The sequence below is a fragment of the Clostridium ragsdalei P11 genome (assembly GCF_001675165.1).
GTDB lineage: Bacteria > Bacillota > Clostridia > Clostridiales > Clostridiaceae > Clostridium_B > Clostridium_B ragsdalei.
Genome location: NZ_LROS01000021.1, coordinates 22,742 through 47,592, shown reverse-complemented (window position 1 = coordinate 47,592; position 24,851 = coordinate 22,742). Strand labels below are relative to the sequence as shown.

Below are 24,851 nucleotides of genomic sequence, written 5' to 3'. Positions count from 1 at the left end.
GGGAATTAGTATCAGATATTAAAATTCTTTTTGACGAACTTAATTCTAATTTTGCTAAGATTCATTCATTAGCTTATGCTAGAAGTTTCCTAGTATAAGTTAAATTATCACTTAGAAACCCTATAATATGTACCAAAATGGATATTTAACTTCTGCTTATGCAAATAAAATCAATGAAGATATTTGGAGTATACGATTATACGCATTGTATTCAGTTAATGATTATATGGATATGAAAGATAAGGTAGATGAATATGAAAAAGATATTGAAGAAAATATTAATAAATATACCACACTTCACGATTTAACCAATGAAGAAAAAGATTTAGTTGTTCAATTTAAAGAATCAAATAAAAAATATTCAAATAGATTAAATGAATTGCTTGGGAAGCTAAAAGAATCTAAAGCTATTACCAATGATGAAAAGAAAGAAATAATGAATTTAGGAGATAGAAGAATTGAACTAAGCAAAGAAATATTAAATTATTCAGACCAATATATAAAAAGTTTAAGTGATAAAAATGAAATTATAAAGGAAATCACCTTACGGGCAATAATTGCTATTAATTTTGCAATGATACTTTTGTTTAGTTTAATGATGTTTGTGGTTACTAAAATAAGTAAGAAGATGGATTACTATGCATTTCATAATTGTGTTACTGACCTTCCCAATAAGAATTATGTATTAAACACATTAGTTAAAGAAATTCCTAAAATAAATACCTATTCCATATTAATAAGTTTGGATATGGATAATTTTAAAGCTGTAAATGATACGCTGGGTCATATTTCAGGTGATGAATTTTTAAAACAGGCAGGGAGAAGATTTAAGAAGGTAATGCATATTCAAGACTACATTTGTCATAATGGAGGCGATGAGTTTCTATTTTTAATAAAGTCTGTTAAGAATAAAGATGAAGCAGAGGTAATGCTTAGAGAAATTTTAAATGTATTTAAAAAGCCTTTTAATATTTATGGAAAAAATGTTGATTATGTGACTGCAAGCCTGGGTGTGGCAGTTATTCCTAAAGACGGAAATAATTTTGAAACTTTGTACAAGCGTGCAGATGATGCTATGTATGAATCTAAAAGAATAGGCAAACATGTATATAGCTTTTATAATGACGCTATAAATGTTGGTATATATGAAGACACAATAAAGAAAAAGGCAATAGAAGATGGGATTAAAAATGGTGAGTTTAAAGTTTTTTATCAACCTAAAATTTCAAAACATGGTGAGGTATTAGGTGCGGAAGCGCTTGTAAGATGGATTAAAGAGGATAATAAGATTATACCTCCTTCAGAATTTATTGATTTTGCAGAAAGAGAAGGTCTTATAAAATATATAGGAGAATCAGTTATTATTGAGGTATGTAAAAATGTATCAAATTGGATTGATAAAGGTTATAAAAATTTTAAAATAGCTGTAAATTTATCTACAGAACAGCTCATTGACAGTAAACTATGTGACAACTTACTGGAAATAATAAAAATATTTAAAGTGCCTTTTGAGTATATAGAATTTGAAGTTACAGAAACAACAATAGCCAAGAATTTTGATGAAGCTGTAAATAATATAAATAAAATAAGAGCTAATGGAATCAAAATAAGCCTTGATGATTTTGGAACTGGATACTCATCATTAAATTATTTAAAAAATATGCCCATAGATATTATTAAAATTGATAAATCTTTTGTTGATGATATAACATCAAATGAAGCAAGTGTAGTAATGGTTAATACAATTATCTCATTATCTCATTATCTCATTATTTTGGATATGAAGTTGTAGCAGAAGGAGTAGAAGAAATAGAACAAATAAAATCTTTAAAAAGCTTAGGATGCGATATATTCCAAGGATATTATTATGGAAAACCAATGGAAGATATAAATTTTGAAAATGGATTCTTAAAACCTCATCGGATAAAGTAGATATTCTAAAAACTGGATAAAAGGATATGAAATATAAATTGACTAACATTTTTGTAATAAAAAACCTATGCTTTAACAACAGTTTTAGCATAGGTTTTACAATTATTTCAATAAGAATAATTTAGAAACATGTTTAAAAATATTATTATGTGCTAGAATGTTTAACAGGGATAAATTATTTTATTTCAGATGCCTAAACAGGAGTGAATAAATTTGTTTGAATTAAATGAAGGTATAATAAAAGATAGTTTAAATTTTGAAACGTATGAAAAAGGTATTACATGTTATGAAAGTGATCAAGTAGAAAACCTGAGTGTAAGTACTCAAGAAGAATTAGGGTGGAAAAAAACTACTATTGAAGGAAAAGTGAAGTCTTCTTCACAAATGCCTATAAAATATAATGTAAAAATAATATATCCAAATATCAATGAAAATATAAGTTGTCATTGTGACTGTAAGGCATATTATAATGCTCCATGTAAGCATATAGCCGCGGTGCTTATAAAATATGCTCGAGAAAAGAATAAATCAGGAATAAAGAAAAATAGCAAATTAATTCAACAATTAAAGAAAAGTCTAATATCACCTAAAACAAAGATGGAAACTAGGACTTTAAACCTGCAGTGTAAACTTCAATTTAATATTAGCCGTAGAGAAAGTGAAGCTTTTTTAGAATTAAAGGTGGGAGAAGAAAAGCTTTATGTAGTAAAGAATATGAAGAGTTTTTTAGAGGCAGTTATAGAACATAATGAGCTGGAGTTTGGTAAAAGCTTTACATATAACGCATATTTACACAGTTTTAAGGATGAAGACAAATTTATTCTGAGTATGCTTAAAGATCTATATGAAATAGATAAGGTTACAGATAATATGGTAATGTATGGTTACCATTACAATAAAACACCGAGATTTTTAAGCGGAAAAAGAGCAAGGCTTACGGAAAGTAACTTAAAAAAATTTCTTGATAATATAGGAGAAACAGCTGTAGATTTAGTAATAAATGATGATAACTATAGTGAAGTTAAAGTGGTAAGAGAAAATTTTCCTTTAGAATTTAAATTAGACAGTAATGGGAATAATATAATTTTATCTCAAATCTCAAAGCTGCCTAAAGCTTTAGTCAAAAGTGGAAATTATTTTTATTATAATAACAAAATATATGTGCCAACAAATGAACAGGTGAGGGTGTATAAAGCACTTTACAATACTTTTATTGAACAAAAAAACTCTGAAATTACTTTCCAGCAAAGTGAAAGTGAAGAAATAGCTTCTTATATAATTCCAGCCTTAAAAAAGATAGGTACAAAGGTAACAGTGAATGACGTTATTAAAGAGAAATTTTATGAAGAACCTTTAAAACCTTGTCTTTATTTTGATAAGGATAAAGATGCTGTAGTTTGTGATGTAATATTTAAATATGGAGATATAGATATAAATCCCTTAAAGGATGATGGTGCAAGGGAAGATGATGAGAAGGTATTGGTTAGAGATATTGAGGAAGAAGCAGCTATAGTAGATACCTTGACTGCCTTTCAATTTGAAAAGGGGAAATCTAATTTTATTTTAGAGGATGAGGATAAAATTTTAGATTTTGTGGGAGAAGGCCTGGAAAAACTTCAGGAGTCCGCAGAAATTTACTATTCAGATGCTTTTAAAGATATAAGAATTTATACCTCTAAAAGCTATAAATCCAATATAAGATTAAATGATGAGGATCTTTTAGAATTTACCTTTAATATTGATGGTGTAAATAGAGAAGAGTTAAAGCACATATTTGATGCATTAAAACAAAAGAAGAAATATTACAGACTTAAAAATGGAGGCTTTATTCCTCTGCAGGCTGGAGAACTTCAAAATATGTCAGATATGATAGATTATTTAAACATAAAGACTTCAGATCTGGAAAAGGATCAAATAGTTCTTTCTAAATATAATTCTATTTACATAGATACAAGTCTTAAGGAAAATAATATAACTTTCGTGCAAAGAAATAAGAAGTTTAGAGAACTTATAAATAATATAAAGGATATTGGTGACATTGATTATACAATTCCAGAAAAACTGGATAACATTATGAGAGGTTATCAAAAGTTTGGATTTAAGTGGTTTAAAACTCTTTCAAGCTGCGGCTTTGGAGGCATTTTAGCAGATGAAATGGGTCTTGGAAAAACTCTTCAGGCTATAGCTTTTGTAAAATCAGAGGTAGATGAAAATGAGGAAAAACAGCCTTCTTTGGTGGTGTGTCCTACATCCTTAGTGTACAATTGGGAAAGTGAAATAAATAAATTTCAATCGGATTTAAAATGTTTAGTTGTATCAGGCAGCAGGGATACAAGAGAAAGTCAGTTAAAAGAGATGAATGAGGCGGACATAGTTATAACTTCCTATGCACTTATTAAAAGAGATATAGAAGAATATAAAACTATAAAATTTAGACACTGCTTTTTAGATGAAGCTCAAAATATAAAAAACCCTAATTCTTTAAATGCCCAAAGTGTAAAATCCATTAAAGCTAGAAGTTATTTTGCACTAACAGGAACCCCTATTGAAAATTCTATTACAGAATTATGGTCAATTTTTGATTTTATCATGCCAGGATATTTATTAAGTCATGGAAAGTTTAGCCAAAAGTATGAAGTACCTATTATAAAAAATGGTGATAAAAAAGCTTTAGAGGAATTAAATAAACATATTAGACCTTTTATTCTTAGAAGGCTTAAGAAGGATGTCATAAAAGAACTTCCACCTAAAATTGAACATAATATGGTGATAGATATGACAGAGGATCAAAAGAAAGTATATGCAGCTTACCTTGGGCAAGCTAAAGAGGAATTGAATAATGAAATAAGAGATAAAGGCATTAATAAAAGTAAAATAAAGATACTTTCTATAATCACAAGACTTAGACAAATATGCTGTGATCCCTCTACTTTTATAGAAAACTATGAAAGTGATAATGGAAAAATGGAAGCTCTTATGGATATAGTACAGAATAATGTAGATGATGGACATAAAATATTGTTATTTTCTCAATTTACTTCTGTACTTAAAAATATTGGAAGTATGTTCAAAAATGAAAATATAAAGTATATGTATCTTGATGGCAGTGTAAAAGCAGAAAAAAGGGGAGAAATGGTTAGGGAGTTTAATGAAGGTAAAATCCCTATATTTTTAATATCTCTTAAAGCTGGTGGAACAGGACTAAATTTAACTTCTGCAGATATAGTGATTCATTATGACCCCTGGTGGAATCCAGCAGTAGAAAATCAGGCTTCAGATAGAGCTCATAGAATTGGACAGAAGAAAACGGTAGAGGTTATTAGACTTATTGCTAAAGGAACTATAGAAGAGAAAATACACAAAATACAGGAGAAAAAGAAAGAAATAATAAAGGATGTTATAGAAGAAAATACTGGAGAAGAAATTTTACTTTCCAATATGGAGGAGAAGGATATCGAGGAACTTTTCAGTTGAATAAAGATATATCATCCATGGTATAAAGCTCAACAATCTTAGAAATGGTAATAATGAATAGTAGGGGGGGTTGTATTGTTTTCAGATAAGTTAAAAAGATATAGAAGAGATTTAGGACTTACACAAAGGGATTTAGGTAGGAAATTAGATTTATCAAAAGCAACTATAGGCCAGCTAGAGACTGGTTTAAAGGAACCCTCTAGGATATTACTTGAAAAAATATATAAAATTAGTGGCAAAAATATGAATTGGTGGCTTGATAAAAATGAACAATTTGAATTTAATCAAACATTTAAATATACCATTTATCCAGCTAATAAATACAAAGCTATTTTTCCCATATTATTTTCAGCTATTTTTTCGATAGTGCTAATATTTGCATTAACTGATAGGTCTAATACTTTAGAAGTATGTATTATATTTATTGCAGTACTCTTATGCTTAATGTGTACTGCCTACTACACTGTGTTAGCCTACTATTTATTTAAAAATAAAATCTATATTACTATAGAAGACAAATATATAGAAATAAAAAAAATTTCTACAACCAAAAGGATGAACATAGCAAACATAACAGAAATAGAGTTTACAGTACGTTCTAGAGGCAGTTACCCAATGGTAGTAATTAAGTGTGATAATAGTACAAAGTATTACTATAACGATTTATATTTTCCTCAGTCATGGTTTGCTAAGAAAGATATTAATAGTATGGTAGACAACTTGAAGAAGAGTAACGAAAATATATGGGTTATTGGACGAGGCAATATGTAAGAGTAAGGTAGGTGTTAAAACACAAGTAATAGATTAATCTTATAATAGTTTCTACTATATTCTTTAAATGCTCAAAGTGTAAAATCCTTTAAAGCCGGCAGCTATTTTGCACTAACAGGAACCCCTATTGAAAATTCTATTACAGAATTATGGTCAATCTTTGATTTTATCATGTCAGGATATTTATTAAGTCATGGAAAGTTTAATATTTCACCTGGCATTAAAGTACTTCCATTATAACGTTTTATTTACTGATAAATTTAATTAGTGATATGTTTGCTATCACAATCTAGTTACAATTGTGAAAAATACCTTAGAGTATAATTTCCACGTTTTGATGCTAGTACTCCTTAATTTTCCTATTGCTTCTGGTGACAGCTATGTTATTTATACCGCATATTGTTAAGATATTTTACTTGTTTCACATATTTTATCTTTTTTGCACCAGGTTTCACCTTGCTTTAAAAAAAGCGATAAAATTAAAGCGATAATTATCAGAATCAGAGCAGCTGTGAAAGCCATGTCAACACCCGAAATGATTGCTGTGTGCTGCTGTAAAATATCGGGGTTTTTCAATTTTGAAAGATATTTTGTCTGTTTAGCTCCCATCAAACCGATAAACAAAGAAGAACCAATGGCTGCAGAAATTTGCTGCAAAGTATTTGTAATTGCCACACCGTGGGAATTATATTTTTTCGGCAGCTGATTTAACGTATTGGTTTGCGTTGGAGTATTAATCAGAGAAATTCCTAAAAATGTAAATAGATGCAAAACAATGATGGTCCTTAGATTAGTAGATCCGGAAATATGTGAAAAGCAGAACATGGTTACCGTTAAGATGCAAAATCCAGTAGTTACCAGTGACTTTGCCCCGATTCTGTCAAACAAATGGCCGGACAGCGGCGTAATAATCATGTTTAAAATACTTCCGGGCAGCAAGGCCAATCCTGCTGCAAATGGTGTCATGCCCATTGAACTTTGAAAATATGTGGGTAGAATAATATTAACGGAAAATGGAATCATGAATGAGATCATCAGAATCGCAGTTCCCAAAGAAAACATTGGAAATCGGAACAACCTTAGTTCAAGCATGGGCTGTTTCAGTGTTAGCTGACGTTTCGTGAATAAAATCAGCCCTCCAAATCCGCATAGCAGGGATATAAGCACTACTCCGTTTAAAAATCCAAGGCTTTCTATGGAACATATACCAAATATAAGGCCTCCAAATCCGATGGTGGAAAGTATAACGGACAAAACGTCAATTTGCGGCTTTGTTAGGTTGGAAACATTTTTAAGACTAATTAAACCTGTTATGATTGCAAACAGTGCAAATGGCAAAATGGAAAAAAACAACCAGTGCCAATTTAAGTATTGAAGCATCAGACCAGAAAGCGTTGGTCCAATTGTTGGTGCGAAAACCACAATGATGAGGCTAATACCCATTGCACTGCCTCTTTTTTCAATGGGATAAATGGTTAAAATCGTATTTGTCATGATTGGCATCAGCATTCCTGTTCCTGCACCTTGTACCATACGGAATATAAGCAGGGCGGTAAATGATTGTGAAAAGCCACAGCAAATTGTTCCCACCGTAAATAAACCCATAGCAGTAAGATACAGGGTTTTTGTTGTGAAAGTTTCCATAAGGAAGGCTACTACTGGAACCAAAATTCCGATAATCAGCATATAGGCGGTGGCCAGCCATTGGACGGTACTTGTGGAAACATGCAGCGATGACGTAAGCTGAGGAAACGCAACATTTAAAAGCGTTTCATTCAATAAAGCGATAAATCCTCCAATTAATAAAGGAATCATAATCAGTATTCGTTGTTTTTTAGTAAGATTTAATTCTTTTTCAATTGCCATTAATGACAACACCTCTTTCAGTTTTCTTTTCCAATTATTTTTGATAGACTTTTTTTATAGCTCCATAGACTTTATGAATGGTTTCAATCATTGCTCGGCAGTCGGATTCATCTAGAGTCGAAAACTCCTGATGCAAAAGTTCCTGATATTTAATAATATAGCTGTCTATGTATTGTTTGCCTAATTTAGTTGCGTGTACTAATACCACACGTTTGTCTATAGTCGAAGTGAATTTTTCAACAACTTTTAATTTAACCAGCTCATTAATAAATTTGGTTGTATTAGGAAGCAAAAAATCTAATGCCTTGTTGATATCGGTAACTCGTGAATTGCCAGCATCGTCGCAGATACTATTGATTGTGCTTAGGATGCGAAAGTGAACTGGTTTAATATTAGGTGGCAGCGGTGGCAGCAGGTCGTGTGCTTTTTTTGCTACTTCAAGTGCATTAAATATATCATCTATCATGTTTCTATTATAAATATGCAATTTATCACCTGATTTTTAAATAGTTATAAAATATAATTATATTTTATAACTATTTTTTGTGTATGTCAAAACTTATATTTCGGAACCTAGTTATGAAAATTGAAAATTCAGATAAAGCAAAAGCAGCAGGCTTGTACTCAAAAGATGGAAAACTATATCTTCAATTTAAAATTTAATTCCACCATATTTTGATAAAATATTCTCGATTCTTTTATTTTTACAAAGAGCCATGGGAGTTAGTCCTGAAGCATTTTTCAAGTTTATATCAAAACCGAAGTTTAAGAGTGCTTTTAAAAATTCTTCAAAATGTTCTTCAAAACAATTGATATAGTCGTCATGGAGGAGAGTATTTTCATATTTATCCCGGGCATTTATATCCGCACCGTATTTTACAAGGAGATTCAAAAGTTCTACGGAATAATTAAAGCTGCAGTAAAATATAGGAGTTTTACCAAGGCTATTGATTGCATTAACTTCAGCTCCTCTTTTTAGTATCATGGTTATCAAGTCAATATGGGGGGCTGCTCTTGCACAAAGTTTGTGCAGGGGAGTTTCCATGAGTTTACTTTGGCGGCTGTTGATATCTGCACCGCTGTTTATTAAAAGCTCAATTGTCTCAAAATAGTTGTTCCCGCAATTGTCGATAGCATAATGAAGTATACTCTGAATTTCAAAATCGGAATCCAAATCATTGTCTTCCTTTAAGTAATCTTTTATTTCATTTACATTTCCTTCTTCAATGGATCTATAAATTGACTTGTATTTTGAAGAAAATACATTGCTAAATATGCCCAAACTGCTACACCTCCTTAGAATTAAATGTTTTATTGTACTTATAATAATATTATAGCATATAAAAATAGTTCCTCCTGAAATTAGTATTTATTTTAATACAGTAATTCAGGAGGACTTCAATATTTAAAGATAAAGTTATAACTTTTGCCTTTTTATATAATGAGTGTGAAGGAGATCATGAGCTTTTTTTCCGCCTACATCTCCAATAAATTCTTTATATAGAGCTTGAACTTCAGGATTCTCATGAGATTTTCTGAGAGGTTTGTTTCTATCTTCTCTATATAAAGCGTCCATTCTTTTCTTTACAATATCTAAATCTCCAAAATGATACGGCTGACCTCCTCCGTCAATACATCCTCCAGGACATGCCATTATTTCTATAGCGTGATATTTTGATTCACCAGATTCTATTTCCTCAAGAAGTTTTCTTGCGTTGCCAAGACCGTGAGCTACGCCAATGTTTATTTCTTTACCACCAATATTTATACTGGCTTCTTTAAGTCCATCAAGTCCTCTTACACCATGAAATTCTACTTCTTTTAAAGTCTCTCCAGTAATCCATTCATAAGCAGTTCTAAGAGCTGCTTCAATTACACCGCCGGTAGTTCCAAATATTACAGAAGCACCTGTGGATTCTCCAAAAGGTTTATCAAAGTCTTCATCAGGAAGTTTATTAAAATCTATTCCTGCTTCCATTATCATATCTGCAAGCTCTCTTGTGGTAACTACAAGATCAACATTTTTATGACCTTCATATTGAAGTTCTTTTCTGCTTACTTCATATTTTTTTGCAATACATGGCATAACTGAAACTATTACAATTTTAGATGGATCAATATTTAATTTTTCTGCCATATATGTTTTAGCTAAAGTACCAAACATTATGTGTGGAGACTTACAAGTTGAAGGTATATCTAAAAGATCAGGAAATTGATGTTCTATAAATTTAACCCAGCTGGGACAGCAGCTTGTGAGTATTGGAAGTCTTCCGCCGTTTTGAAGTCTATCTATAAATTCATGAGCTTCTTCTAAAATAGTTACATCTGCTGCAAAATCGGTATCACATACCTTATCAAAGCCCAATCTTCTAAGAGCAGATACCATTTTGCCAGTTACAATAGTTCCAGGTTCCATACCGAATTTTTCACCTAAAGTAACTCTTATAGCAGGGGCAGTTTGAACTACTACATATTTATCAGGATCAGTTAGTACTTCCCATACCTTAGCTACATTACTAACTTGAGTTAATGCAGCAGTTGGGCATACGGATACACATTGACCGCAAAATGTGCATTGCGTGTCAACCATGGGACGACCAAATGCAGGGGATACTACAGTTTCGAAGCCTCTATCTACTGCAGAGTAAACCTGACAGGTTTGAACTTCATTGCACATGGTTTCACATCGTCTGCACATTATACATTTATCAAGATTTCTATATATAGCACCACTTGATGAATCCTTTTTGTAATTAGACATAGCACCTTTATATCTTATTTTTCTTATACCTAATTCAGCAGCGATTAATTGAAGTTGACATTGAGTATTCTTTTCACATACAAGGCAGTCGGTAGGATGATCTGATAATAAAAGTTCTACCATAGTACGCCTTGCTTTTATAGCTCTGGCACTATTTGTTCTAACTATCATACCTTCGAAAGCTTCTGTAGAACATGAAGGTGCAAGATTTCGCCTGCCTTCAATTTCAACAAGGCAGACTCTGCAGGAGGAAGTCCTATTTACCATTTTTATATCGTGAAGATCAAGATAGCAGAGAGTAGGTATATTTATGTTTACTTTTTTTGCAGCGTTTAAAATTGTAGTGCCTTCTGGGACAGAAACCTTTATATCGTTTATAGTTAAATTTACCATTTTTACAAACTCCTTTCTTTAAATTATTATTCTTTCGTAATAGCAGAAAACTTACAAATACTACTACATGCACCACAATTTATACATTTTGACTTATCTATTACATGTGACTTTTTTATTTCTCCGGAAATAGCTCCTTTAGGGCATACCTTTGTACAGGCTGTGCAGCCAATACATTTTTCAGAATTTATATTGTATTTTAAAAGTGCAGTGCAAACTCCAGCAGGACAGCGTTTATCTTTTACGTGGGCTATATATTCATCCCAAAAAAATTTCATTGTACTTATAATTGGATTAGGTGATGTTTGACCAAGACCACATAGGGCTGAATCCTTTATTACATAGGATAAATCTTTTAATCCTTCAAGATGTTCCATGGTACCTTTTCCTTTAGTGATATCCTCTAAAATTTCTAAAAGTCTTTTATTCCCGATTCTGCAGGCAGTGCACTTTCCACAGGATTCATCTACACTAAATTGGAGATAGAATTTGGCTATATTCACCATACAATTATCTTCATCCATAACTATCATTCCACCAGAACCCATCATGGAGCCTATTTCAGTAAGACTTTCGTAATCAATGGCAGTATCTAAATGATCTGCAGGAATGCACCCGCCAGAAGGACCGCCAGTTTGAACAGCCTTAAATTTTTTACCACCGCGAATACCTCCGCCTAAATTATATATTATTTCCCGCAAGGTTATACCCATAGGTACCTCAACAAGGCCAACATTATTGATCTTGCCTGCTAAGGCAAAAACTTTGGTTCCTTTACTCTTTTCAGTTCCTATAGAACTAAACCACTTAGAGCCTTTTAATATAATAGGGGGGATGTTTGCCAGAGTTTCTACATTATTTATATTAGTTGGTTTTTTCCAGAGACCTATTTGGGAAGGAAAAGGAGGTTTTACGGTAGGCTCTCCACGTCCGCCTTCTATGGAATTTATGAGTGCAGTTTCCTCACCACAGATGAAAGCTCCGGCACCATATTTTAAATCTATATGAAAGGAAAAATCAGTACCTAAAATATTATCACCCAGTAAACCTAAATCATAAGCTTGCTTTAAAGCAATTTTTAATCTGTTTATTGCAAGAGGATATTCAGCTCTGATATAAATATAACCCTTATTTGCACCTATGCAGTAACCTGCAATAGCCATAGCTTCAAGTACAGAATTTGGATCTCCCTCAAGTATGCTTCTATCCATAAAGGCACCGGGATCACCTTCATCAGCATTACAGATCATAAACTTTGTATCAGATTTGGATTTTCTTGTCATTTCCCATTTTACGCCTGTAGGGAAGCCGCCGCCCCCTCTGCCTCTGAGGCCGCTTTTTTTAATTTCATCAATTGTGCTGTCAGGTGTCATTTGTGTTAGAACTCTGCCTAAAGCTTCGTACCCATTCATTGCTATGTATTCTGTAATATCTTCAGGGTTTAAAAGGCCGCAGTTTCTAAGAGCAATTCTTTTTTGATTTTTATAAAATGGAATATCCGTTTGATTTGATATTTTTTCTTTAGTGATAGGATCTCTATATAAAGCTTCCTCAACTACTGTATTTTTGGCCATATGTTCATACACAATTAGCTTTGCTCTCTCGGTATTAACTTCAACATAAAAAATATTATCTGGTACAACTTTGACGATAGGTCCTTTCTCACAAAATCCAAAACATCCTGTAGAAATGACATCAACTGTATTTTCTAGACCTGCGTTTTTAATTTCAGTTTTAAGTATATTGACTATATCTAAGCTTCTTGAAGCACGACATCCTGTTCCACCGCATACAAGTAAAGTTTTTTTTATATTTTTATCTGCATTATCATAAGTACGGTTTGCTATCTTAGCTTTATACTTTTCTCTTAAAGCTTTTAAATCTTCAAAGGATTTTATCTTATCCATATATTTTCCTCCACATAAATTTCTGATATTTATTTTAAGGTATATTGACTTAATATTCCTTTAACATCTTCGACCTTTACTTTTCCATGGACTGTTCCGTCAACTACAACTACTGGTGCAAGGCCGCAAGCTCCAACACATCTTAAAATATCTATAGTGAACAATCCGTCTTCTGTGGTAAATCCATCTTTTACTTTAAGCTGATTCCTAAATTCTTCTAAAATGTTTTCTGCACCCTTAACAAAACAAGCTGTACCCATGCATATGCTTATTACATGTTTACCTTTGGGCTTCATTGTAAAGTATGAATAGAAAGTAACTACGCCAAATACTTTTGCTGCACTAATGTCAAGTTTATTTGCAATAAATGTTTGTAATTCTTCAGGAAGGTATCCAAATATATCCTGAGCTCTGTGAAGTACACTTATAAGTGAACCTTCTTTTTCTTCCAAACTATCTATATAGGAAGATAGTTCTTTTAGTTTTTCGTTATCTAATTTGCATACATCCATAATATTTCCTGCTGTGCCGCAGTTTTTTCACCATCTTTCATTTTATATTCTTAAGATAGTATTGGTAGTATGGGAGTTTTTTATTATATAGTCATCGGATAAAATAATAGACAATGTATTGACAAATATAAAAAATATCATTAAACTATAATTAGACAATATATTGACTAATGGAGGAAAATTTTTATGGATACATATAGAGAAATATTTTTAATGGAACAAACCTATGCCACCTTATTTTCACTGGCCAATAAACTTCAGGTAAGAGGAGATGAATACCTGGGAAATTTGACTTCAAGGCAGTATATGACAATGGTTGCAATTGCTCATTTATCTGAAGGTAAAACTACCCTCAATAATATTGCAAGAAAGCTTGGTTCCACTAAACAAAATGTAAAACAAATTGTTACTGTCATGCAGAAAAAGGGATATGTTGATGTTATACCTAATCCTGAAGATAGGCGTGCTGTCAATGTAATAATTACGGAAGCTGGAAAACAGGTATTGTATCAAGTTTCAGAAAAAGGAATATTGTTCATGGCACAGCTTTTTAAGGATTTTTCAACTGAAGAGTTAGAAACTATTTGGGGAATGCTTAAAAAACTGTATCAATTTGATGGTGAAGAACAAGATGGTTTTGAAGAACATAGTAATTTAAAAGTAGATGAAAGTCAGAAAGATGACGCAGCAAGAATATTAAAGGAGTTTGAAAATATAAGAAAAAATCAAAGAAAGGATAGGAAAAATTATGAGAAATAAAAACAACAGGTTAATATGTACTTCTGAATATGTAAGGATTAATGGAATAGATCAGTTCCTGTATCATCTAGGAACAAGCTTTGATAATCCTGTAATGCTATTTTTACATGGAGGGCCAGGTTCGGCAGAATCCTTATTTACAGGATTATTTCAAGATAGATGGGAAGAAATATATACTGTAGTTCATTGGGACCAGAGGGGTGCTGGGAAGACCCTCACGAAAAATCCAGATAAACTTCCTACAATAGATTTGATGCTTCAGGACTTATTTGAAGTTATCCAGTATCTTAAGAAAAAATATAAAAAGAAAAAGATTGTTATATTTGGCCATTCCTGGGGAAGTGTTCTTGGGTCGGTATTTATCAGAAAGCATCCGGAAGACGTAGAGTATTATATTGGTGCTGGACAGGTTATTGGTATGGTGGAAAATGAGCAGGTAGGCTATAACAAAGTTAAAGAAATGATCAAAAATGCAGATGATAAAAAATCATTAAAAAAGCTTGAAAGTATAGGTGAATATCCTGGCAGCAAAACTGTTTTTGATAAAGAGTTTTTAAGAAAATGTAATGTAGTTCGTAAGCTTCAGGGAAAATACAAATTAGGTATGGAGATAGGCATTGATATATGGATAGCTGTACTTAAAAGTCCTATTTTTAAGTTCTCCGATATTATAGCATTCATGAAGATTTTTAAAGCAAATTCAAAGGTTTACAGTTTTCTTGAGGACTTTAATCTACGCAGAGAATCCAAAGAATATAAGGTGCCGGTATATTATATTTTGGGGGAAAGGGATTGGCAAGCCCCACATGTTATAGCTGAAGATTATTTTAAAGATATAAAGGCGCCAAATAAAGATATATTCATAATTCCTGATGCAGGGCATTTCTTGATGATGGATCAGCCTGACCTAGTTTTTGATGCATTATCAAAAATAAGTAAAGAAGAAAAAAATGTACAATGTTTTTTATAATATAGGATGTGAAAAGTCCCACCTAAATAGAACAAAAAGGTGGGATTTTATACGAAAGTAATTTAGAGTTAAATAAGCTAATTACTATAAATTATGCTTACAATTATATTAGTAATTTCTGAAGTATTGTTAGAAAGCATAAATTCATGATTATGGCTTGAATTTACACAGTTAATTAAAATTAAATCATTTTTAACAGTTTCAAAAACTTTATCATTAATAGTAGAGACAAATCCACCATTTACAGTGTAAAAACAAATTGCCACCAAATCTTTATTTAATGGGGTTTTATGTTCAAATTTAAGTTGTTTGTTAGGACTAATATTAAGGTGAAGTAATTCACCATTATAATTTTCCCTTGTCATTAAATTAAAAACAGAAGCTTTACCATAAGTTTTAGTTTTCCAATCCCCCATAAAGTTGTCTTGATCGAAGGAGTTAAGTAGCTTCTTGTACCTATTTTCATGGTCGAGAGTTATTTTCCCTTCTATAACCATGAATTTACGCGAAACTTTTGGTAGATTACTAAAAGTAGATTCAGCTATATCAATTTTAGCAACCCCCAACCTCCATAAAAAGTTTTTGCTAGCATAATCAGAATTTAATGGATATGTTGTCAGTTCTGTAGCCATGCCTCCAGACCAAAATGTTGGTTTATAACTTTCTTGCCTTAGTAATTCTACATTATAGTTCATATGTTAATTGCACCTCTTCTTATATATCTTTTATGCTCATTATATTGTATTTACTAGTTTGAATTTATGTAATTATATCATTCATTTTGTTGCAGGGACAATAAATTGAAGTTAAAAAGTAAAAAATAAGATACTGCTTTTGATATAATGTATCATCAGCATGAAAAAAGTGATTTAAATTTCTATCCTTAAACTTAGTATTTAAGTTTTCTATATTATTAGAGATGCCTTATGGTAAAATGTATTTAACTGCGTTTATATAGGAGTTGATTTGCATAATGAAATGGAGTAACTACTAAAACTAATTATGACGCCATCAGCAACAAAGCAATGGGGGTATGTATTATGATCTCGAACGAATTGGTAATCAAAAGTATTGATTATATAATGCAGCATTTAGACGAGGAGATTTCAATTGAAGATGTTGCAAATTATTGCCATTTATCAAAATATTATTTCAGTAGAATTTTTAAGGCAGAAACAGGAGAAAGCATATATGCTTTTATCAAACGCTTAAAAATGGAACAAAGTGCTTTTAGACTTAAGGTTGAAAAGGACAAATTAATTACTGATATAGGCTATGATTATGGATATAGTCCGTCAAATTACAGTTCAGTATTTAAGAAGCACAATAATATTTCTCCGGCTGAATTTCGAAAGGGTAAGTATACAGAATGTGTACCAAATCCTTTTTGTGAGGACAAGGTTGCTAGATTTCAATCTTTTGAAGAATATGATAAGCAGGTCATTATACAAGAACTGGATGATTTTGTAGTTATATGTGAAAGGCATATTGGAAACTATATTGAACTTGGAAAAAACTGGCTTGATTTTATAGAAAAATATAAAGATCAATTAAAAGAAGATACACTTTTAATTGAAAGATCCTATGCTGATCCATCTGTTACACGTATAGACCAATGTTTATATGACATATGTATGACAGTTGATAAAGATTGTTCTTTTCATAATGTTACAACTATTCGAGGTGGTAAATTTGCGATTTATAGATTTGATGGGCTAGTACAGGATATTTTTACTACTTTTCAAGGCTTGTTTAATGTTTGGCTGGCAAATAGCGGTTATAAAATGGATGAAAGGTATGGACTAGATATTTATCATTCTATTAATTGGAAAAACATGTGTGTTGTGATGGATCTGTGCATACCGATTATTTGAAGATGACATAAATAGGGCAAGAATTCAGAAGTAAAAAAACAGACATTCTACTATAATAAGAACTGTAACAGAGATATAGTTCGAGTTGAAGGGAGTTCAAAAAATGTTTGATATAAGAAAAATTCAGGAACAAGTAATTTATGGAGCTGTCAAAAGTGCTAGTAATGATGAAACCGCAAAGGAAATAGTATATGGAAAAGATGAACTTGCAAAAACAGAGGATAATCCTACATGGGTGAAGTCCACAATGAAGAGATTAGAAAAGCATTTTGATAATTCTACTGTCAAGGAGATAAGAATGCATTGTCAGTGCGGATATGGAATGGATGAAAAATTAAAATTGGTGAAAGAACTGGTAGAAGCATCTTCAAATATGGACGAATTTGGAAGCTTAGACAAAGCAAAAGCAGCAGGCTTGTATTCAGAAAATGGACAACTATATCTTCAATTTTCTTTTTGTTCATGCCCAATGCTTGAAGGTGCTGATAGATTAGAGACAAATACCTGGTGTCAATGCACAACAGGTTATAGTAAAGTTCTTTTTGAAAAAGCCTTTGGGTGTAAAGTAGATGTGGAGTTGTTAAAAAGTATAAAAATGGGTGATGAGAAGTGCCTTATGAAAATAATCCCACAAGGGACTATATGGAAATAAAGATATGAAATAACGTCAACTTATTGTAATCAGTGAGTTGGCGCTTTTAATTTGCTAAAGGTATTTTGAAAAGTGTAAAATATAGTTAACTGCGTTTATATAGGAGCTGATTAATACAATGGATGAAAGTAAAAAACTTTATCAAATAGGACCGGTATCTAAAATATGCAATATTCCAATAAAAACACTCAGATATTATGATGAAATAAAACTACTTATACCAAGAAAGATCGATCCAGACAGTAATTATAGGTATTATTCAAATGATCAATTGGCTTTGGTACTTGTGATCAAGCATTTTAAGGAAGCAGGTTTTTCATTAAAGGAAATAAAGGTGCTTTTAGGCAGAGAAGATTTAGAGTATAATACAAGAAAAATCAATGAAAAATGTATGGAGATTGATAATAAAATTAGCGATTTAAAAATGTTAAAAACAAAATTGCAGTTCTTTATAAAAGAAAGTAAGAAGAAAAAACATGAGGACTTTAAAATTGAGATAAAAGAAATACCTGTATCTTATGTTGCTTATTTAAGGAGTAAGGGACCTTGCACTATTGAAGATTTTACAGTTCGGTATTGTAAGCTGATTTCATTAGTTGAAAGAAATAAATTTCATATTATAAAGAATGCTATGGCAGTATATTATGATACCTGTATTGATTATGAAGAAAAAGTAAAGGATGATTATGATATTGAAGTTTGTATATCTGTATCTGAAGATAGAGAAATAGATGGCTTAGTTAGAAAATTTGGAGGATTTAAAGCTGTTACTGCTGTTAACTATGGAAGTTATGACAATATGATAGATACTTATAGAAAAATATTTAAATACATTTATGAAAATGGATATGAAGTTTGCGGTGAGCCTATAGATAATTATCTTGTAGACATAATGAGCACAGTAAATGAAGAAAATTATGTAACTGAACTTATAGTTCCAATCAAATAATTAAAATAAGTATTGACTCTCCAGTTACTGGATGCATTATTCTTTCAAGTAGAAGTTTGAAAGAGGTGTAATATGAGTACTAAGCTTAGAGAACTTATAATAAATGAAAGTATTAATGAAGAATCTGAAGATAATATGATTGTTATAAAAGGTGCAAAGCATCATAATCTTAAAAACGTTTCTTTGAAACTACCCAAGAATAAACTCATTGTATTTACTGGAGTCAGTGGAAGCGGTAAATCTACTTTAGTATTCGATATAATACATGCTGAAGCACAACGAAGATTTATTAAAGGTTTATCCACCTTTGCAAAAAGAAGTGTGGGAAAAATTGAAAAGCCAAAGGTTGAATACATTTCAGGTTTAACCCCATCCCTTGCCATAGAGCAAAAAAGTATAAGCAGCAATCCGCGATCTACTGTTGGAACCTTGACGGAAATTTCTGATTACCTGCGTCTTTTATATTCCAGAATAGGGATTAGAACTTGTGAAAATTGTAAAACGGAAATAAAAATACTGCTTTATAAAAATAAAAAAAGTGAATGTCCTAACTGTCATACCTTTATTAAACCTCTCATGTCAGCACATTTCAGTTCCAATACTCCTCAGGGAATGTGTCCTCATTGTAAGGGGCTTGGCGTCACACAGGAAGTTGATCTAAAGCTTTTAATTGGTGATGAAAGTTTAAGCATTTTAGATGGGGCTATTAATTGGTTTGGAAATCTTAGAGAAAATAATAAAACTACATGGCCAACAGGACCTTTAGATATTGTATTTGATCATTATAATTTAGATATTGAAACACCCTGGAAAGACTTACCTAAGAGTTTTCAAAACGTAATACTGTATGGCTCAGGAGAAGAAAAGCTAGAGTATCCATCTATAATGGGAGGTAAAACTACGCTTAAACCTGTTAAAGGAATTGTTACGGAGTTAACTAGACTTTATTATGAAACAGATTCCGAAGTAACAAGAAAAAAGTATGCACAATTTATGAGCTTCGATACTTGCAGTGTCTGCAAGGGTACAAAGCTATCAAAAGAAGCAAATAGCGTCAGGATAGGAAAAAGAACAATATCGGAGGTTTCAAATATGTCTGTGAGAGAAGCTTTAAGCTTTATCAAAGATGTATATGAACATGTTCCAAATTCTATATTCAAGATGTCAAAGGAAATAATTTTAGAGATATATAAGAGATTATCTTTTTTAAATGATGTTGGTCTTCACTATTTATCTTTAAACAGGAGTGCACCTACCTTATCTGGAGGTGAAGGACAGAGGGTGAGGCTGGCTGCACAGCTTAGCAGTGAGATTACAGGTATAACTTATGTTTTAGATGAGCCATCAACAGGACTGCATCCGCGGGATTTAGAAAATCTAGTAGGCACACTTTTTAAGTTAAGAGATAAGGGAAATACAGTAATTGTTGTAGAACATGATGAAGAAATAATTAAGCATGCAGATTATATTGTAGATATAGGCCCTTATGCAGGGGTTTTAGGTGGAGAAATAATAGCACAGGGAAGCTTAGATGTTATTAAAAATAATAGTAATTCACTAACAGGAAAATATTTGAGTAAAACTTTAAAAGTCAATGATACTATGTATAACAATTTAGAAAATAATAGATTTCTTACAATAAAAGGTGCAAATTTAAATAATTTAAGAAGTATTACAGCACACTTCAGGTTAAATACATTAAATGTTGTAACAGGAGTCAGCGGCAGTGGAAAAAGCAGTTTAATAAGCAGAACTTTAAAACCTCTCTTAGAAAATTTATTAAACAAAGCAGATAATAAAATAGAACATTACAGTGAAATTTTAGGATATGAAGACTTGGATAAGGTCATAAATGTTTCACAGGAGCCTATAGGAAGAACGCCAAGATCTAATCCAGCTACCTATATAGGAGTGTTTGATAAAATACGAAAAGTCTTTGCAAATACAAAATATGCTAAAAAGCACCATATGAGCTTTGATTATTTCAGCTTTAACTCAGTAAAAGGAAGATGCCCCTATTGTGAAGGGCAAGGTCAGATAAAAATAGAAATGCACTTTTTACCGGATGTATGGATAGAGTGTGATGAATGCGGAGGCAGGAGATTTAAAGAAGAAGTGCTTAAAAATGAGATCAATGGAAAGAATATTGCTGATGTGCTGGATATGGATGCCAATGAGGCATCAGAATTTTTTAAAGATTACAAAGATATACATTTAGTTCTTGAAGTTTTAAAAGAAGTAGGACTTGGATATATAAAGCTTGGTCAAAGTGCCACAACCTTAAGTGGAGGAGAGGCACAAAGAGTAAAACTTGCAAAGGAACTCAGCAGAAAAGCTAAAGGAAAGACTGTATATATCTTTGACGAGCCTACAAATGGACTGCATTTTCATGATGTATCTCAGCTGCTTGTTATTTTTGATAAACTTCTTAGAGCAGGGCATACTCTTATAGTTATAGAACATAATTTGGATGTTATAAAAGCAGCAGGATGGATAGTAGATATGGGACCAGAAGGCGGAAAAGATGGGGGTAAAGTTATTGTAGAAGGCACTTTGAAAGATGTTATTAACTCAAAGGAAAGCTTTACTGGAAGAGCTATTAGGAAAACGGAAAGTATGAAAAATTTAACAAGGTGTTAAATAGACATCAGATAAAGATATGACATAACGTCAACTTATTGTAATCAGTGAGTTGGCGCTTTTAATTTGCTAAAGGTATCTTTAAATATTAAAATGCAAAATAATTTCTTGAATCAGGTGTATGAAATGTTGTATTATTAAATAAATATAGCAATTGAGTTAAGAAATTTACATATTTGCAATAATTTCCTAGAGAAGTGAAAAGTACAGGATAGTTTAGAGACGTTTATGGATTTTGTTATCTGGATAAAGCTTATAATCCTGTAAGGGAAAAGAGATGTGATGTTTTTGAAGGTAAACTATTTTTTTAGTTTGGTATTATTAATATCAGCATTAGTGATGGGCTTTATAGGGTGCCTTTCATGGAAAAGAGACAAGTTATATGTGGCGGTATCTTTGTTTCCTGTATCAATTTATGCGCTTGGATATGCATTTGAAATATTATGTACAAACATTGAGTGGGTAAAGCTTTGGGTTAAAGTAGAATATTTAGGGGGGGCTTTTCTAGGTGTACTATGGTTAATGTTTGCACTTAATTTTACTGGGTATAAAGAAAAAATTAAAAAGAGAACTTTGATGTTATTATATATTATGCCTGTTATTATATTAATAGTGAATTATACAAATGATTTCCATCATTTGTTCTATAAAAAAATGTATATGAATAATGATGGAATTTTTCCAATTTTAGAAGTAATACATGGTCCCTGGTATTGGGTACATACTGTGTATAACTATGTACTAATGGCTATAGGTTTAATAATTTTTATAAAAGCTTATTTAAAGGCAGTTACAATTATAAGAAAACAGATATTACTTTTAATAATAGCTTGGATAATTCCATGGATTTCAGATGTTTTTTACATTTTTGGATTACTTCACTTTGATGTGGATTTAGCTCCACTTGCACTTTCTATTTCCGCAATAATGTATAGTTTTGCTGTATTAAAATTTAAGTTTTTAAAACTTACGCCAATAGCACTGGAGAAAGTTTTTTCCAATATGCTGGATGGGGTTATAATATTAGATTCTGAAAATAATATAGTTAATTTTAACAACTCGTCAAAAAATATCATTCCAGAATTGAAAGATATAAAAGCAGGAGGCAAAAAAATTGATGAGGTATTTAAGGAATATAAAACAGTACTAGAAGCTTTAAATACTACTTCTAATAATGAAAGTTTAATAAGTATAAAAGATAAAGATCAGATAAGATATTATAAGATCAATATCAGCAATATATATGAGAATACTGGCAAAATCATAGGGAAGATAATAATATTGAACGATATTACTGAAATTGAGCTGCAGCGTGAAAAGTTATCTGAGCTCAATGCATTTAAGGATAAACTATTCACTATAGTTTCCCATGATATTAAATCTCCCCTAGGTGTTTTGTTAAGTTTGTTGGATCTTTTAGAAGATGAGGATGATATTTACAAAGAAGAAAATAAAGAGATACTATATCAGATTAAGGAGAATAGCAAAAGTACATATGAAATGGTTGAAAATGTATTTCAATGGTTTAGAAGTCAAATGGATGGGATGACCTGCAATAATCTTTCATGGACACTATTGGATATAGTGAAAAGTTCTATAACGCCTTTAATACAAAATGCGGAGTTAAAGAAAATAAGTATATCCTATGAAATATCGGAGAAGGTTGTTGTTTGTGTAGATAGAGATATGCTTGAAATTGTATTAAGGAACCTATTTTCTAATGCAATAAAGTTTACTAATAGTGGTGGAAATATAAAAATATCAGCGCAAGAATTTGAAGGAATGGTTAATGTAGCTGTCAGTGATAATGGTGTAGGAATGGAAGAGGAGAGGGTAGAAAAATTATTTAGTAATTTTAGTCGTTACACTACTTTTGGTACTTCAGGGGAAAAAGGAACAGGAATTGGATTAATGGTTTGTAAGGAGCTTATTGAAAAAAATAACGGTAAGATATGGGCTCAAAGTAGTGTAGGCAAGGGAAGTACTTTTGAATTTACAATTTTATCAGGTAAAAGTGCTTAAAAGCTTAAATAGGTTGGGGGTTGGATAAATATGAGGGTTATTATTATTGATGATGATAAAGCTATGCTTCTTATCCTTAAAAGGATTTTTAATAAAATTCAAGGAGTAGAGGTAATAAATATATTTAATAGTTCAAGCAATGTATTGGAATTTCTAAAAGAATTCAGTATAGATATGGTGTTTTTGGATATAAATATGCCAGGAGAAAATGGAGTTGAGTTGGCTAAGAAAATAAAAAAAGCAAATTCAATAATTGATATTGTATTTATTACATCTTATAGGGAATATGCTGTGGAAGCTTTTGATATATGTGCCTTTGACTATATTGTAAAACCAGTTTTATCAGAGCGGTTACAGCGTACTATAAGTAGGGCATTGAAAAAAAGATCATTATTAGTTGAAAAAGCGTTAGCAAAAGAAAAAAATATTTCAGTTTATCTTTTTGGGGGTATAGATGTAAGCAGCCAAAGATTAGGCACTGTAAAATGGCCTTCTACTAAGAGCATGGAGCTTTTTGCATATCTTCTTTTAAAGGAAGGGAGGAAAGTGCCAAAGAATATAATTATAGAAGATATATTTCCTGGCATGCCTTTAAAAAATGCTGAAAACTATCTGAAAACTGCTGTTTATCAAATTAGGAAAGTGCTTGAACATCATGATTCAAAACTATTGCTTACATCAAGTAATGGGGATTATAGGCTAGAATGTAGTGATTTTTATGTGGATTTCATGGACTTCAGAGAAAAAATTCAGAAACTTGAGAAAATAGATGCATCAAATCTTCAGAAAGCATTAGATGTAGAGAAAATGTATGTAGGAGATTTACTAGGAGATAGATCCTACTATTGGAGTATGTTAGAAAGAGAAAAATATTTAAATCAATATTTAAATTTAATCAAAAAACTAGGAAAATATTATTTTGATAATGGTGACATGGAGAAAGCCTCTTATATTTTAAAAAAATTAATTAAAATTAGTCCACTTCAGGAAGAGGCAAATTGTCTTTTTATGAAGGTACTTGCAGTGCAAAAGAATAAAAAATCATTAACGAAATATTATGAAGGTTATGTAAGAATGTTAAAAAGGGAACTGGATATATGTCCAGAGCCAGTTGTAATAGATTTGTATGGAAAACTTATGAATGGCTTTAGTAATTAAGTTTAGTAAATAGAACTGGGGCTGTCGCACTAAAAAATTAGTGCGACAGCCCCAGTTTTTTATTTAACCATAAATAGAGTAAAAAAAGGAAGAACAAGACTAGCTATGTAAGTAAAAAAATCTTTTACTTTTCTTTTACTTACATGTTGTAGAATAAAGTATATAATATTAAAATGTTCTTTTATTGTACAGATGGACCAAGAGTAGGACA

19 protein-coding genes and 1 pseudogene are annotated in these 24,851 nt (G+C 31.4%); 13 read left to right on the top strand and 7 right to left on the bottom strand.

What is annotated here, in order from left to right:
* The first annotated feature begins 127 nt into the window (after nt 1-127).
* From CLRAG_RS10145 to CLRAG_RS21395, 5 genes and pseudogenes are all read left to right on the top strand, one after another.
* A complete protein-coding gene (locus CLRAG_RS10145; RefSeq protein ID WP_065078333.1) occupies nt 128-1,792 on the top strand; it encodes a putative bifunctional diguanylate cyclase/phosphodiesterase in 1,665 nt (554 codons plus the stop codon).
* Nucleotides 1,753-1,932 carry an EAL domain-containing protein gene (locus CLRAG_RS20185; RefSeq protein ID WP_083985662.1) on the top strand — a complete coding sequence of 60 codons (180 nt, stop codon included), beginning with the start codon at nt 1,753-1,755 and terminating at the stop codon, nt 1,930-1,932. The genes CLRAG_RS10145 and CLRAG_RS20185 overlap by 40 nt, the downstream gene beginning before the upstream one ends.
* Before the next feature lie 213 nt (nt 1,933-2,145).
* Entirely contained in the window at nt 2,146-5,406 is a 3,261-nt protein-coding gene (locus CLRAG_RS10140) for an SNF2 helicase associated domain-containing protein (protein ID WP_154104972.1), read from the top strand.
* Between the two features lie 75 nt (nt 5,407-5,481).
* Nucleotides 5,482-6,177 carry a helix-turn-helix domain-containing protein gene (locus CLRAG_RS10135; protein WP_065078332.1) on the top strand — a complete coding sequence of 232 codons (696 nt, stop codon included), beginning with the start codon at nt 5,482-5,484 and terminating at the stop codon, nt 6,175-6,177.
* A 60-nt stretch (nt 6,178-6,237) separates the two neighbouring features.
* A pseudogene (locus tag CLRAG_RS21395) lies at nt 6,238-6,381 on the top strand (SNF2-related protein); the annotation flags it as partial.
* Between the two features lie 198 nt (nt 6,382-6,579).
* On the opposite strand, the gene CLRAG_RS10130 reads toward CLRAG_RS21395, so the two are convergent.
* The 6 genes from CLRAG_RS10130 to CLRAG_RS10105 form a co-directional block, all read right to left on the bottom strand.
* Nucleotides 6,580-8,043 (bottom strand): MDR family MFS transporter, encoded by a 1,464-nt coding sequence (locus CLRAG_RS10130; RefSeq protein ID WP_065078331.1) that lies wholly within the window; start codon nt 8,041-8,043, stop codon nt 6,580-6,582.
* A 34-nt stretch (nt 8,044-8,077) separates the two neighbouring features.
* On the bottom strand, nt 8,078-8,530 hold the full coding sequence (locus CLRAG_RS10125; protein WP_065078330.1) for a MarR family winged helix-turn-helix transcriptional regulator: 453 nt from the start codon (nt 8,528-8,530) through the stop codon (nt 8,078-8,080).
* A 165-nt stretch (nt 8,531-8,695) separates the two neighbouring features.
* Entirely contained in the window at nt 8,696-9,325 is a 630-nt protein-coding gene (locus CLRAG_RS10120; protein ID WP_065078329.1) for an ankyrin repeat domain-containing protein, read from the bottom strand.
* A gap of 135 nt (nt 9,326-9,460) precedes the next feature.
* The gene (locus tag CLRAG_RS10115; RefSeq protein WP_065078328.1) at nt 9,461-11,197 is read right to left on the bottom strand and encodes an NADH-dependent [FeFe] hydrogenase, group A6; all 1,737 of its coding nucleotides are present in this window, start codon (nt 11,195-11,197) and stop codon (nt 9,461-9,463) included.
* A 26-nt stretch (nt 11,198-11,223) separates the two neighbouring features.
* A complete protein-coding gene (locus tag CLRAG_RS10110; protein ID WP_065078327.1) occupies nt 11,224-13,104 on the bottom strand; it encodes an NADH-quinone oxidoreductase subunit NuoF in 1,881 nt (626 codons plus the stop codon).
* 29 nt (nt 13,105-13,133) lie between these two features.
* Nucleotides 13,134-13,616 carry an NADH-quinone oxidoreductase subunit NuoE family protein gene (locus tag CLRAG_RS10105; RefSeq protein ID WP_013238137.1) on the bottom strand — a complete coding sequence of 161 codons (483 nt, stop codon included), beginning with the start codon at nt 13,614-13,616 and terminating at the stop codon, nt 13,134-13,136.
* Between the two features lie 186 nt (nt 13,617-13,802).
* On the opposite strand from CLRAG_RS10105, the gene CLRAG_RS10100 reads away from it, so the two are divergent.
* Both CLRAG_RS10100 and CLRAG_RS10095 read left to right on the top strand, forming a co-directional pair.
* Nucleotides 13,803-14,375 carry a MarR family winged helix-turn-helix transcriptional regulator gene (locus CLRAG_RS10100; protein ID WP_065078326.1) on the top strand — a complete coding sequence of 191 codons (573 nt, stop codon included), beginning with the start codon at nt 13,803-13,805 and terminating at the stop codon, nt 14,373-14,375.
* Complete coding sequence (locus CLRAG_RS10095) at nt 14,365-15,345, top strand: alpha/beta fold hydrolase (protein ID WP_065078325.1); 981 nt, start codon at nt 14,365-14,367, stop codon at nt 15,343-15,345. The genes CLRAG_RS10100 and CLRAG_RS10095 overlap by 11 nt, the downstream gene beginning before the upstream one ends.
* A 77-nt stretch (nt 15,346-15,422) precedes the next feature.
* On the opposite strand, the gene CLRAG_RS10090 is transcribed toward CLRAG_RS10095, so the two are convergent.
* The gene (locus tag CLRAG_RS10090; RefSeq protein ID WP_065078324.1) at nt 15,423-16,040 is read right to left on the bottom strand and encodes a HutD family protein; all 618 of its coding nucleotides are present in this window, start codon (nt 16,038-16,040) and stop codon (nt 15,423-15,425) included.
* A 345-nt stretch (nt 16,041-16,385) separates the two neighbouring features.
* Here CLRAG_RS10090 and CLRAG_RS10085 point away from each other — a divergent pair, with 345 nt between their 5' ends.
* From CLRAG_RS10085 to CLRAG_RS10060, 6 genes are all read left to right on the top strand, one after another.
* Nucleotides 16,386-17,219: an AraC family transcriptional regulator gene (locus CLRAG_RS10085; RefSeq protein WP_065078323.1), complete on the top strand. Its 834-nt coding sequence runs from the start codon at nt 16,386-16,388 to the stop codon at nt 17,217-17,219.
* Between the two features lie 103 nt (nt 17,220-17,322).
* A complete protein-coding gene (locus CLRAG_RS10080) occupies nt 17,323-17,871 on the top strand; it encodes a DUF6144 family protein (protein WP_065078322.1) in 549 nt (182 codons plus the stop codon).
* 118 nt (nt 17,872-17,989) lie between these two features.
* Nucleotides 17,990-18,820, top strand: coding sequence for a MerR family transcriptional regulator (locus CLRAG_RS10075; RefSeq protein ID WP_065078321.1), 831 nt, complete (start codon nt 17,990-17,992; stop codon nt 18,818-18,820).
* Between the two features lie 135 nt (nt 18,821-18,955).
* Complete coding sequence (uvrA, locus tag CLRAG_RS10070; RefSeq protein WP_065078334.1) at nt 18,956-21,460, top strand: excinuclease ABC subunit UvrA; 2,505 nt, start codon at nt 18,956-18,958, stop codon at nt 21,458-21,460.
* A 282-nt stretch (nt 21,461-21,742) separates the two neighbouring features.
* Nucleotides 21,743-23,482, top strand: a complete 1,740-nt coding sequence (locus CLRAG_RS10065; protein ID WP_065078320.1) for a sensor histidine kinase — start codon at nt 21,743-21,745, stop codon at nt 23,480-23,482.
* 30 nt (nt 23,483-23,512) lie between these two features.
* Complete coding sequence (locus CLRAG_RS10060) at nt 23,513-24,640, top strand: response regulator (protein ID WP_065078319.1); 1,128 nt, start codon at nt 23,513-23,515, stop codon at nt 24,638-24,640.
* Nucleotides 24,641-24,851: the final 211 nt, after the last annotated feature.

Coding starts and splice junctions, on each gene's coding strand:
- CLRAG_RS10075 (WP_065078321.1), top strand. CDS start 17,990: ATGGATGAAAGTAAAAAACTTTATCAAATAGGACCGGTATCTAAAATA.
- CLRAG_RS10100 (WP_065078326.1), top strand. CDS start 13,803: ATGGATACATATAGAGAAATATTTTTAATGGAACAAACCTATGCCACC.
- CLRAG_RS10085 (WP_065078323.1), top strand. CDS start 16,386: ATGATCTCGAACGAATTGGTAATCAAAAGTATTGATTATATAATGCAG.
- CLRAG_RS10095 (WP_065078325.1), top strand. CDS start 14,365: ATGAGAAATAAAAACAACAGGTTAATATGTACTTCTGAATATGTAAGG.
- CLRAG_RS10060 (WP_065078319.1), top strand. CDS start 23,513: ATGAGGGTTATTATTATTGATGATGATAAAGCTATGCTTCTTATCCTT.
- CLRAG_RS10115 (WP_065078328.1), bottom strand. CDS start 11,197: ATGGTAAATTTAACTATAAACGATATAAAGGTTTCTGTCCCAGAAGGC.
- CLRAG_RS10065 (WP_065078320.1), top strand. CDS start 21,743: ATGTTTTTGAAGGTAAACTATTTTTTTAGTTTGGTATTATTAATATCA.
- CLRAG_RS10130 (WP_065078331.1), bottom strand. CDS start 8,043: ATGGCAATTGAAAAAGAATTAAATCTTACTAAAAAACAACGAATACTG.
- uvrA (WP_065078334.1), top strand. CDS start 18,956: ATGATTGTTATAAAAGGTGCAAAGCATCATAATCTTAAAAACGTTTCT.
- CLRAG_RS10105 (WP_013238137.1), bottom strand. CDS start 13,616: ATGGATGTATGCAAATTAGATAACGAAAAACTAAAAGAACTATCTTCC.
- CLRAG_RS10090 (WP_065078324.1), bottom strand. CDS start 16,040: ATGAACTATAATGTAGAATTACTAAGGCAAGAAAGTTATAAACCAACA.
- CLRAG_RS10145 (WP_065078333.1), top strand. CDS start 128: ATGTACCAAAATGGATATTTAACTTCTGCTTATGCAAATAAAATCAAT.
- CLRAG_RS10110 (WP_065078327.1), bottom strand. CDS start 13,104: ATGGATAAGATAAAATCCTTTGAAGATTTAAAAGCTTTAAGAGAAAAG.
- CLRAG_RS10080 (WP_065078322.1), top strand. CDS start 17,323: ATGTTTGATATAAGAAAAATTCAGGAACAAGTAATTTATGGAGCTGTC.